This window comes from Flavobacterium sp. GW821-FHT11G01, from assembly GCF_058808175.1.
This window is the reverse complement of the sequence record NZ_JBXARK010000016.1, coordinates 1-11024: the sequence shown is the minus strand read 5'-3', so window position 1 is coordinate 11024 and position 11024 is coordinate 1. Positions and strand designations below refer to the sequence as shown.

General features: G+C 32.3%; 14 protein-coding genes and 1 tRNA gene. All 15 read left to right on the top strand.

Annotation, left to right across the window (positions count from 1 at the left end; translation table 11 throughout):
* Positions 1–45: 45 nt before the first annotated feature.
* The 15 genes from AC1RRN_RS21100 (at position 46) to AC1RRN_RS21030 (ending at position 10810) form a co-directional block, all read left to right on the top strand.
* A tRNA-Leu gene (locus AC1RRN_RS21100) sits at positions 46–128 on the top strand.
* 133 nt (positions 129–261) lie between these two features.
* Entirely contained in the window at positions 262–1059 is a 798-nt protein-coding gene (locus tag AC1RRN_RS21095; RefSeq protein WP_492969203.1) for a hypothetical protein, read from the top strand.
* A gap of 409 nt (positions 1060–1468) precedes the next feature.
* Complete coding sequence (locus AC1RRN_RS21090; protein ID WP_308099566.1) at positions 1469–1792, top strand: ArsR/SmtB family transcription factor; 324 nt, start codon at positions 1469–1471, stop codon at positions 1790–1792.
* A 5-nt stretch (positions 1793–1797) separates the two neighbouring features.
* Positions 1798–2265 carry an SRPBCC family protein gene (locus AC1RRN_RS21085; protein ID WP_492969202.1) on the top strand — a complete coding sequence of 156 codons (468 nt, stop codon included), beginning with the start codon at positions 1798–1800 and terminating at the stop codon, positions 2263–2265.
* A gap of 8 nt (positions 2266–2273) precedes the next feature.
* On the top strand, positions 2274–2651 hold the full coding sequence (locus tag AC1RRN_RS21080) for a DoxX family protein (protein ID WP_492969201.1): 378 nt from the start codon (positions 2274–2276) through the stop codon (positions 2649–2651).
* An 11-nt stretch (positions 2652–2662) separates the two neighbouring features.
* Entirely contained in the window at positions 2663–3241 is a 579-nt protein-coding gene (locus tag AC1RRN_RS21075; protein ID WP_492969200.1) for a YdeI/OmpD-associated family protein, read from the top strand.
* An 11-nt stretch (positions 3242–3252) separates the two neighbouring features.
* The gene (locus AC1RRN_RS21070; protein WP_492969199.1) at positions 3253–3807 is read left to right on the top strand and encodes a DUF4256 domain-containing protein; all 555 of its coding nucleotides are present in this window, start codon (positions 3253–3255) and stop codon (positions 3805–3807) included.
* A 181-nt stretch (positions 3808–3988) separates the two neighbouring features.
* Positions 3989–4762 (top strand): response regulator, encoded by a 774-nt coding sequence (locus AC1RRN_RS21065; RefSeq protein WP_492969198.1) that lies wholly within the window; start codon positions 3989–3991, stop codon positions 4760–4762.
* Between the two features lie 113 nt (positions 4763–4875).
* Positions 4876–5376 carry a tetratricopeptide repeat protein gene (locus tag AC1RRN_RS21060; protein ID WP_492969197.1) on the top strand — a complete coding sequence of 167 codons (501 nt, stop codon included), beginning with the start codon at positions 4876–4878 and terminating at the stop codon, positions 5374–5376.
* A gap of 131 nt (positions 5377–5507) precedes the next feature.
* A complete protein-coding gene (locus AC1RRN_RS21055; protein WP_492969196.1) occupies positions 5508–6470 on the top strand; it encodes an ion channel in 963 nt (320 codons plus the stop codon).
* A gap of 72 nt (positions 6471–6542) precedes the next feature.
* Positions 6543–7442, top strand: coding sequence for a MerR family transcriptional regulator (locus AC1RRN_RS21050; RefSeq protein WP_492969195.1), 900 nt, complete (start codon positions 6543–6545; stop codon positions 7440–7442).
* Positions 7443–7479: 37 nt separating this feature from the next.
* Positions 7480–8967, top strand: coding sequence for a bifunctional phytoene desaturase/3,4-desaturase (gene crtID / locus AC1RRN_RS21045; RefSeq protein ID WP_492969194.1), 1488 nt, complete (start codon positions 7480–7482; stop codon positions 8965–8967).
* Positions 8951–9790, top strand: coding sequence for a phytoene/squalene synthase family protein (locus AC1RRN_RS21040; RefSeq protein WP_492969193.1), 840 nt, complete (start codon positions 8951–8953; stop codon positions 9788–9790). Before crtID ends, AC1RRN_RS21040 begins: the two co-directional genes overlap by 17 nt.
* A gap of 84 nt (positions 9791–9874) precedes the next feature.
* A complete protein-coding gene (locus AC1RRN_RS21035; protein WP_492969192.1) occupies positions 9875–10315 on the top strand; it encodes a sterol desaturase family protein in 441 nt (146 codons plus the stop codon).
* A gap of 9 nt (positions 10316–10324) precedes the next feature.
* Positions 10325–10810 carry an SRPBCC family protein gene (locus AC1RRN_RS21030; RefSeq protein ID WP_492969191.1) on the top strand — a complete coding sequence of 162 codons (486 nt, stop codon included), beginning with the start codon at positions 10325–10327 and terminating at the stop codon, positions 10808–10810.
* Positions 10811–11024: the final 214 nt, after the last annotated feature.

The following is an 11024-nucleotide window of genomic DNA, read 5'->3' as shown; positions in this document are numbered from 1 at the left end:
ACAAAAGGTCGAGTAATTTATATTACTTGACCTTTTTTCATTTTAGGCCACGTGGAGAAACGGTAGACTTGCCATCTTGAGGGGGTGGTGCTCGTAAGGGCGTGTGGGTTCAAATCCCACCGTGGTCACTAAAAAATTGAAAGCCTGAGAATATAGATTCTCAGGCTTTTTTTATGGTTCGAAAATTTTTCGTATTTTGTTTTAGTTTTTACAAGATAAAAAAATATATCTAATGCTAATAAAACAAACAGAAAACCTAAAATGAAAAAAACTACAAAACTTTTAGTGGCTTTTATTTTTATCTATAATTCTTTTCTCTATTCACAAAATAAAGACAGTTTCTTACAACGAAAAGAAGATGGCGTTACTATTTTAATATACACTAAAACAGAAAAGTATACTCTAAAAGACAAGTTCGGGAAAATTCTGCTTGAAAATCTAAGAGGAATGGAGAACTTAGGCAATGGATACCAAGCAATTAATTCAAAAAATGAATTGATTTATTTTTCTTTGGAAAAAGGAAAAATTATCCTAAAATCAAATATTAAAGAAGTTAGAGGTGTAAATTTTGCTTGTGGAACAGTAGCGAATTATAAAACTGTCATTAAAGACACTTTAAATCATTTTCAAATTATTTTATATACAGATAATTCCATGCTTAATCAAGAGAACACAATAAACGTGATTGGAAAGATATCAAAAAATGATGCAGATGATTGTTATTTTATAAACGGCAAAAAAGAATACTCATATAAAAATTACCCAGACAAAAATCAGTTTTTAAATGTCATGAATGAAAATCCTAATTCTGTTATTTTTAAAAAAAATAAGCTATATGGGATTTTTCAAAAAACACAAGCTGTGTATAGTGAAATAAAAATTGTGAATCTTATGACCAAAGTTAAGAAAGACAATTTATTTGGTTATTATGAAATAAATAAAATTCCGAAATATAAAAAGCTAGGTGATTTTGTGGGATTCTATGCAAGATTTGAACTCCAAAATGGCAAAAAAGGATATATGACAGGTTCAGGTTATGAATATATAGATGAATTATGATTATGAAAGATCTTCGATTTTTCTTAGATTTTTTTTTGCAAAAGCACTAATGAATAGATCTGTCTATAAAAATTTGATATTAGCTAAGTGATTTTTTACTAACATTTCATTTAAAATCCTTAAATTTTGCATTAAATAGTTCAAATTCTGTACCACCGTGGTCACTAAAAAGGTACAAAGAAGAGAATTCTCTTCTTTGTACCTTTTTTTATCTTAAAAACTAACTACCTTTTTTTGCGCAAAATCCCATAAAACTTATTTCTCTTCCAATCATCCTCCAACTTAAGTAAAAGAACAGCAATCAAACTTATATTTCTATCTCACCTACAAGGTATTACAAAAAAAAATATTTAAAAATATTTGCGTAGTCAAATAACTACATATATATTTGTAGCCAAATAACTTCACAATGAATTTAAGACGAGATGTATTTCAGGCCATAGCTGACCCAACAAGAAGAGCTATATTACTTTTGGTGACTTCTCATTCGATGACAGCCGGTGCGATTGCGTCAAACTTTGACACGGCACGCCCGACAGTTTCTAAGCATCTAAAAATTTTGACAGAATGCGAATTATTACAGCAGACACAAAACGGCCGAGAAGTGTATTACACTATAAATGCTAAAAAAATGAAACAAATTGCCGATTTTATAGAACCTTTTCGCCAAATGTGGGACGACAGATTCAACAAACTCGAAGATATCATGAAAAACTATAAACCCGAAAACTAACTGATATGGAATTAAAAACAAAAATAAACGCTGAAGAAGACAAACAAGAACTCGTAATCACACGCGAATTTGACTTGCCTGTTGAATTGCTTTTTAAAGCTTATATCGAGCCGCAGATTGTAGAACAATGGATGGGAACTAAAGTTTTAAAATTGGAAAACAAAAGACACGGCGGTTATCAATTTGAAACCAGTGATGCTAAGGGAAATGTAGTTGTCCAGATGAATGGCGTTATTCATGAATTTGTTCCAAATGAAAAAATCACCAGAACATTTGAAATGGAAAATTCTCCTTTTGCTGTTCAATTAGAGTTTTTAGAATTCAAACCACTAAATGATAACCGCAGCAAACTTACAATACAGATCGTCTATAAATCTAACGAACTTAGAGATCAAATGCTTCAATTACCATTTAAACAAGGCCTCAATATGGCACATAACCGATTAGAAGAAATTTGTAATAAACTAAAATAAAAAGTATCATGACAAAGAGAAACAAAATTATTTATTGGGTTGCTACGCTTTGGCTGGCATTGGGCATGACAGCAACAGGAATTGTACAATTACTTCAGTCGAAGGATGAAACGGATAGAATGTCACATTTGGGTTATCCAATTTATTTGCTAACTTTATTAGCCGTTTGGAAAATTCTTGGTGTAATTGCAGTCTTGATTCCCAAGTTTCCATTATTGAAAGAATGGGCTTATGCTGGTTTTTTCTTTGCGATGTCGGGCGCACTATTTTCACATTTCGCAGCAGGCGACAGTGCCAAAGACTTTTTTGGACCAGCTCTTTTAATTGTCTTAACAATAATTTCTTGGTATTTTAGACCAATAGAACGAAAACTCGTAAACGTTTAAACTTATTAAAAATGAATCCGAAAGTTGATTTTTTCTTTGATAAAGCCACAAAATGGCAGGAAGAATTGGAGCTAATGCGAACCATTGCTCTAGAATGCCAGCTTACCGAAGAATTAAAATGGGGAAATCCATGTTATATGTACCAAGACAGCAATGTTGTTTTAATTCATGCTTTTAAAGAATATTGTGCTTTTTTATTTTTTAAAGGTGCTTTAATGAAAGATACTGACGGAATTTTAATTCAGCAGTCCGAGAATGTTCAGGCAGCGCGTCATATTCGATTTACAAGTCTTAAAGAAATTGTCGATTTAAAACCAATTCTAAAAACGTATATCTATCAGGCAATTGAAATTGAAAAAGCAGGCTTAAAAGTCAATCTTAAAAAAACTTCTGACTTTCCAGTTTCTGAAGAATTTCAAAATAAACTAAATGACGATTCAAAATTAAAAAAAGCTTTCGAAGCCCTAACTCCCGGAAGACAAAGAGCCTATTTACTGCACTTTTCTCAACCAAAACAAGCAAAGACAAGAGAATCAAGAGTTGAAAAATTAATTCCACAAATTCTTGAAGGAAAAGGTTTAAACGATTAAAAAAAAGAACCATGAAAGAACTTTCACCAGAATATCAGGCAGAAATCATCAGCATCCTGAAAGCGCGTTTTGAAAAAAATAAAACACGTCATACCGATATTGAATGGAATAAAGTGCAAGAGAAATTGGAAGCAAATCCAGATAAACTCTGGTCGCTTCTTGAAATGGAAAAAACCGATGGCGAACCAGATGTTGTGGGTTATGACAAAAACACAAACGAATATATTTTTTTCGATTGCGTGGCCGAAAGCCCTAAAGGACGCAGAAGCCTTTGTTACGACCGTAAAGCGCTCGATTCAAGAAAAGAACACAAACCTAAAAACAGCGCCCTGGATATGGCCGAAGAAATGGGAATTGAAATCCTGACCGAAGACCAATACAGAGCATTACAGGATTTAGGAAATTTTGACACCAAAACTTCAAGCTGGATCGCCACAACTCCTGATGTTCGTAAATTGGGCGGTGCGTTATTTTCTGATTTTCGTTACGGCAGAACCTTCGTGTATCATAATGGTGCCGAATCTTATTATGCGGCAAGAGGTTTTCGTGGTTCGTTAAAGGTTTAAAAATTTAAGGAGCTAATCCAGCCATCCACTGTATCTTTTATGGTGAACCCCACCATAAAAGGATGCCGTTCCTGTCTGGGCTAGGGGAATCGATTTCAAAAGACGTTCTCAATAAATTTTGAAATATATTTTGTAAATTTCACTTTCAATAAACCATTCGTAATATTTTAAAATAATATTTATGGGAAGAATACACTTATTCGAATTTGAAGATCAAAAATGGTTCCCGAATTTTTTAAGAAACTACGTAACCGACTTTCTACAATTCCTTTCCAACAAAACCGGAATGTACAAACCGGTTACTCCATTAATCGAAGCATTATTAAAATCAAATACAACTTCAACAATAATTGATCTTGCTTCTGGAGGTGGAGGCGGATTGATTTGGCTAAATTTGGAACTCAAAAAAGAAATTCCAAATCTAAAAATCATTCTAACCGATTATTATCCAAACATTCCAGCTTTTGAATACACTAAAAAGCAATCTGATAATTTTGAATATTACAGCAAACCCGTTGACGCACGAGATGTTCCTTTAGAACTAAAAGGCCTTCGAACACAATTTCTTTCTTTGCATCATTTCAAACCAAACGATGCCAGACAGATTCTGCAAAACGCAATTGATTCAAAAGCACCAATTGCTATTTTTGAAGCTCAGGAAAGAAGTTTTCCGAGTATTTTAGCGATGATATTCTCTCCTGTCAGCGTTTTATTAACGACACCATTTATCAGACCTTTTAAAATCGGTCGAATTGTTTTTACTTATTTAATTCCTGTTGTTCCTCTTTTTGTCTTATGGGATGGAATTGTATCTTCTTTAAGAACCTATTCCATAGAGGAAATGAAAGATTTGGTCAAAGATTTAAATGATTCCGAAACTTATAACTGGCAGATGGACAGAGTAAAATCTGGCCCCGGAGTAATTCTCTATTTATTGGGAACAGAGAAGAAATAACCTTCTGAATTTAATTACGATTATTTCACAAAAGAATTTCTCTTACAAAATAAAACTTTCCTAAATTCGTTTCAGAATAAATTAACCTACTAACCTAAATCCCAAATTGGTTTATGAAACGATTATTACTCTTATCATTTATTATGATCAGCTGCTCGACCTGGGCACAATCTGCAACGGCTTATTTTGATAAAGCCATGAAAAAAGCCGAAGCCGGCAACACAAAAGGCGCCATCGCCGATTACACCAAAGCCATAGGAATGAATTCACATTTTGTCGAAGCTTACCAAAACCGTGGAGTGGCTAAATTTAAATTAAACGACCTAAAAGGAGCTCATGCTGATTTCAGTAAAACAATCGAATTAGACGACATGAATGCAGATGCCTACACAGGAAGAGCCAATGTCAATTACAAATTGATGAACTACAAAGAAACTATTGCAGATTGCACTTCGTCTCTCGGCTTAAATGTAAAAGATTATGTTGCTTACAACTTAAGAGGTTTGGCATATAACAAAATTGGAGATAAAAAGAATTGTTGCAAAGACTTCTCTAAAGCTATTGAATTAGGAAGCCAAAGCGCCATAAAAAATAAAGCAACGTTTTGTAAATAAAACTAAAACAACTGCGATTATCAAAAAGCAATCTGTGAAAAAGCATTTTTACAGATTGCTTTTCTGTTAAAAAATGACAGTTATTTTCATATAAAAGATATCCTTACATTTGCTCTTTAAACCAACCTTGAATGGCACTTCTTAAAAAAACAAATAACCAGATACAAACCGATAAAAACTCTGGATTCGGAACTAATGCAAACAGTTATGGTGGTAGATTCGTAAATAAAAACGGAACTCCAAATATCGAAAAAAGAGGAATGAATTTCCTGCGTCGTATCAGTTGGTACCATACCATGATTGACATGCCCAATTGGAAATTCATGCTTATTTTATTTACGTTCTACATTGCTATCAATTTTGTTTTTGCAATACTTTATTACGGAATAGGAATTGAACATCTTGATGGTATTGCACAATCGCAAAGTGTCCTGACACAATTTGGACAGGCTTATTTTTTTAGCGCGCAAACCTTCACAACCGTAGGTTACGGACATATTAGTCCGAATGGTTTTTTAACCAGTGCGTTATCTGCCGCTGAAGCTTTGATTGGTTTATTAAGTTTTGCCATTGCCACCGGCTTGTTTTTTGGAAGATTCAGCAAACCAACTGCTTTTTTAAAATTCTCTCACAATGCCCTAATTTCTCCGTACGGGGAAGGCAAAGGATTAATGATTCGACTTGTTCCTTTTAAAAATACCAATTTTACCGATGCAAAAGCGAAAGTAACACTCGGAATGAGTATTGAAGAAAATGGCGAGCGAACAAACAAATTCTATACTTTAGATTTAGAACTGGACAGAATAAATGCATTGTCTTTAAGCTGGACATTGGTACATCCCATAACAGAAAATAGTCCGCTATATAATTTTACCGAAGAAGATTTTAAAAGAATTCATGGCGAAATTTTAGTTTTCATTACCACATTCGATGATATGTTCAGTAATACGGTAGCAGCCAGAACTTCATATACTTTTAATGAGATTATTTATGGCGCAAAATTCGTTACCATGTACAACAGAAGTAAGAATGGTTCTAAAACTATTTTGTATTTAGACAAATTAAATCAGTATGATACTACAAACTTCCAGTAATCTATCATTTTAATCAAGTTTTAAATGTAATCTCAGATTTTATTCTATTTTTGTTCATCCAAAATAGTAATAATGATAAACAACATAAAGACCGTTTTTAGCATAAAAGACCTTGAAAATTTATCAGGAATAAAAGCGCATACCATTCGTATTTGGGAAAAAAGATATAACATTCTTGAACCCATGAGAACCGATACCAATATTAGACTTTATAATGTCCATAATTTACAAAAACTCTTAAATATAACCCTATTACACGAATACGGTTATAAAATATCTAAGATCGCAACTTATCCTGAGGAAAAGATTCCGCAATTAGTTCGTGAAATCATTTCAAAGAAGAATTCTCAAAATTACGCAATCACATCTTTTAAAATGGCGATGATGAATTTTGATCAGGAATTATTCTTTACCACATTTGACTGGCTTATTTCAGAAAAAACATTTAGTGAAGTTTTCAAGGACCATTTTCTTCCTCTATTAAAAGAATTGGGATTGTTATGGCAATCTGAAACTATTAGTCCGGCAAATGAACATTTTATATCTCATTTGATTAAACAAAAGATCTTAATTTATACGGAGAGCCTTCAAATTTTAAAACCAACCAAAACAGATCGTGTTTTCGTTCTTTCATTACCCTTAAATGAAATTCATCAAATAGGATTATTATACGTGCAATATGAAATTTTGCTAAAAGGATATAAAACCATTTATCTTGGTGAAAGTATGCCAATTGAAAACCTGCAAGATCTTACTAAATATTTTGAGAACATTACGTTTGTTTCTTTTATGACCGTTCAACCGGATCGCAGCGTAATTAATCAATATGTAAAATCAATGGGGCAAAAATTACTAGCCAAAAATAATGAAATCTGGCTTATGGGCAGTATGATAGAGTACATTGACGAAACCATTTTGCCAGAAAGAATAAAGCTTTTCTATAGTATGGAAGAAACTCTGGAAAGAATGTAATTATTTTGTTTAAAGTTTTTGTACATTTGTTAAACAAATGAAAAAAACTGTCGCAATAATAGGTTCGGGCTTCTCTTCTTTAGCCGCTTCATGTTACTTGGCTCAACAAGGAAACAAGGTGACTATTTATGAAAAAAATGATTCTATTGGCGGACGGGCACGACAATTCAAAAAAGATGGTTTTACTTTCGACATGGGACCAAGTTGGTATTGGATGCCGGATGTTTTTGAAAAATTCTTCAAAGATTTCAACAAAAAACCTTCAGATTATTATGAACTCGTCAAACTAAATCCGGCGTATCGTGTTTATTTTGGAATAAATGATTTCATCAATATTTATGATAATATTGATAAAATAAAAACCACTTTTGAAGACATTGAAAAAGGAAGCGCATCAAAATTACAAGCCTTCATTAATCAAGCTAAGAGCAATTATGATATTGCAATCAAAGATTTGGTTTATCGCCCGGGAATTTCACCATTAGAATTAATTACACCCGAAACAGCTTTAAAATTAAATCAGTTTTTTGGTAATGTAAGTAATGATATTCGGAAGAAATTTAAAAACGAGCGATTAATTCAGATTCTCGAATTTCCTGTTTTATTTTTAGGTGCCAAACCAACCAAAACGCCATCGTTTTATAATTTTATGAATTATGCCGATTTTGGCTTAGGAACGTGGCATCCTAAAACCGGAATGTTTGATGTCGTTCGCGGAATCGAAAAACTGGCAAACGAATTAGGAGTTACAATTGAAACTAATGCATCAATTGAAAAAATTATAGTTGAAAACAAAACTGCAACCGGAATCATAATTAACGGAAAAACAATAAAAGCTGATATCATTTTAAGTGGTGCCGATTATCAGCATACTGAAACCTTACTTGACGAAATACATCGCAGCTATTCAGAAGAATATTGGAAAAACAGAGTTTTCGCGCCCTCTTCCCTATTATTTTTTATTGGTTTCGATAAAAAAATAGAAAATATTACCCATCACGCTTTATTTTTTGATGTAAATTTTAATCAGCATGCTGCCGACATTTATGATAATCCAAAATGGCCTGATGAACCGTTATTCTATGCCAATTTTCCTTCTAAAACAGATGAATCTGCAGCACCAAACGGAATGGAAAGTGGCTTCTTTTTAATTCCGTTAGCTCCCGGAATCAAAGATACCGAAGAACTTCGGGAGGAGTATTTCGAAAAAATCATTACTCGTTTTGAGCAGCTTACACAGCAAACAATTAGAAATAGTATTATATTTAAAAGATCCTTCTGCAAAAATGATTTTGTAACAGATTATAATGCTTACAAAGGAAATGCATATGGAATGGCCAATACTTTATTACAAACCGCTTTCTTAAGACCAAAACTAAAAAGTAAAAAAGTTCGTAATTTATATTTTACAGGACAATTAACCGTTCCTGGCCCCGGAGTTCCGCCTGCTTTAATTTCAGGGAAATTAGCAGCTGAGTTAATTCATAAATCTCTAAGATCTAAAAAAGATGAAATCACTTTTTGACACAGTTTCTATAAAATGCAGCAAATTGGTAACTCAAAATTACAGTACTTCCTTTTCGCTTGCGGTAAAGATGCTTTCTCCAAGTATACGGGATGGCATCTACAGTATATACGGTTTTGTTCGTTTTGCTGATGAAATTGTCGATTCTTTTCACGATTACGACAAAGAAAACCTCATCAATGATTTTGAGAAAGAATATTACAAAGCCATGGAAAAGGGCATTAGCCTCAACCCTATTTTAAACTCTTTTCAGCATACTGTAAAACAATATAATATAAGTGATGATTTAATTCAGGCATTTTTAAAAAGCATGAAGCTCGATCTTGTAAAATCAACTTATAACACACAAACTGAATACGAAGATTACATTTATGGTTCGGCCGATGTTGTTGGCTTAATGTGTTTAAAGGTTTTTGTTAAAGGAAACAATCAGAAATACGAACAACTGAAACAGGAAGCGATGCGATTAGGTTCGGCTTTTCAGAAAGTAAATTTTCTCAGAGATTTAAAAGACGATAATTTAGTTTTAAATCGAAATTATTTCCCGGGAGTCGATTTAAAATCTTTTGATGAAAATGCTAAAACAGTCATCATCAAAGAAATCGAAGAAGATTTTAAAATTGCCTATCAGGGAATTGTAAAACTTCCTATCGAAGCAAAATTTGGCGTCTATACGGCATATATTTATTACAAAAAGTTACTCAAGAAATTAAAAAATACGCCTTATTATGAAATTGGAAATTCAAGAATAAGAGTTTCAAATTACACAAAAGCGGGACTTTTAGCCCAATCTTTTGTAACTTACAAGCTAAAATTAGTCTGATAATTTATAGAGTCAATCTTTTATATTTTTAAGTTAAAATTTCAGTCATTTTAATTGCAACTTTAATATTTCAACAAATACAAAATGATTTCTTTCTTAATCTTTTTAGGTGTTTTTTTGTTTATGGAATGTGTTACCTGGCTCACGCATAAGTACATTATGCACGGATTAATGTGGTATTTTCATGCAGATCATCATCAACCAAAATACGATCACACTTTTGAGCGCAACGACATATTTTTTGTCATTTTTGCGATTCCGAGTATTATTCTTTTTTATTTTGGTGTTCAGGGCGGATTCAATTATTTGTTTTTCATTGCCTGTGGTGTAACTTTATATGGCGTATGTTATTTCTTAATTCACGACGTTTTGATTCATCAGCGTTTTAAATGGTTTAAAAATACCAAAAACAAATACCTCATCGGGTTACGAAAAGCACATAAAATACATCATAAACATTTAGGGAAAGAAGAAGGAGAATGTTTCGGAATGTTATTTGTTCCTTTTAAATATTATAAAATATAAATTGATTTTATGAAAGTATACAAAATAGAAACCGTTCAACATGTCAATACCAGTGTCGAAGAATGCTGGAACTTTTTCTCTAGTCCAAAAAATCTTCAAACCATAACGCTTGACAATATGAGTTTTGAAATACAGGATTTTGATGGCAAACGAATGTATCCCGGGCAAATTATTACGTATACTTTAAAACCTCTTTTAGGCATTAAAATTAATTGGGTTACAATCATCACAGTTTCAAAAGAAAATCAATATTTCATAGACGAACAGCGTTTTGGGCCGTATACTTTATGGCACCACAAACATTTTTTTGAACCTACAGAAGATGGAACAAAAATGACTGACATTGTACATTATGCCCTTCCATTAGGTTACTTAGGCCGAATAATGAATAGACTGGTTGTAAGAAGTAAACTAAAAACCATTTTTGATTATCGTCACAATAAAATTGAAGAATTATTCAATTCAAAAGTATTCGTTGAAAATCAAACCTATTAAGGCAAAATAAAGAACATTTTTTAACACATAGAAACATAGATTTGTTTTGTGGTTAAAAACATTTCATTTATTTAAAAAAACATAGAACTATGTGTTAAAAACTAGTTTTTTTTTAAAACTCTTTTTATTCCAATTTCATCTATGTTTCTATGTGTTTAAAAATACACAACAAATATATCTGTAGTAAAAATCAATAATGGCAAAACAAAAAGTT

Coding starts and splice junctions, on each gene's coding strand:
- AC1RRN_RS21095 (WP_492969203.1), top strand. CDS start 262: ATGAAAAAAACTACAAAACTTTTAGTGGCTTTTATTTTTATCTATAAT.
- AC1RRN_RS21090 (WP_308099566.1), top strand. CDS start 1,469: ATGAATTTAAGACGAGATGTATTTCAGGCCATAGCTGACCCAACAAGA.
- AC1RRN_RS21085 (WP_492969202.1), top strand. CDS start 1,798: ATGGAATTAAAAACAAAAATAAACGCTGAAGAAGACAAACAAGAACTC.
- AC1RRN_RS21080 (WP_492969201.1), top strand. CDS start 2,274: ATGACAAAGAGAAACAAAATTATTTATTGGGTTGCTACGCTTTGGCTG.
- AC1RRN_RS21075 (WP_492969200.1), top strand. CDS start 2,663: ATGAATCCGAAAGTTGATTTTTTCTTTGATAAAGCCACAAAATGGCAG.
- AC1RRN_RS21070 (WP_492969199.1), top strand. CDS start 3,253: ATGAAAGAACTTTCACCAGAATATCAGGCAGAAATCATCAGCATCCTG.
- AC1RRN_RS21065 (WP_492969198.1), top strand. CDS start 3,989: ATGGGAAGAATACACTTATTCGAATTTGAAGATCAAAAATGGTTCCCG.
- AC1RRN_RS21060 (WP_492969197.1), top strand. CDS start 4,876: ATGAAACGATTATTACTCTTATCATTTATTATGATCAGCTGCTCGACC.
- AC1RRN_RS21055 (WP_492969196.1), top strand. CDS start 5,508: ATGGCACTTCTTAAAAAAACAAATAACCAGATACAAACCGATAAAAAC.
- AC1RRN_RS21050 (WP_492969195.1), top strand. CDS start 6,543: ATGATAAACAACATAAAGACCGTTTTTAGCATAAAAGACCTTGAAAAT.
- crtID (WP_492969194.1), top strand. CDS start 7,480: ATGAAAAAAACTGTCGCAATAATAGGTTCGGGCTTCTCTTCTTTAGCC.
- AC1RRN_RS21040 (WP_492969193.1), top strand. CDS start 8,951: ATGAAATCACTTTTTGACACAGTTTCTATAAAATGCAGCAAATTGGTA.
- AC1RRN_RS21035 (WP_492969192.1), top strand. CDS start 9,875: ATGATTTCTTTCTTAATCTTTTTAGGTGTTTTTTTGTTTATGGAATGT.
- AC1RRN_RS21030 (WP_492969191.1), top strand. CDS start 10,325: ATGAAAGTATACAAAATAGAAACCGTTCAACATGTCAATACCAGTGTC.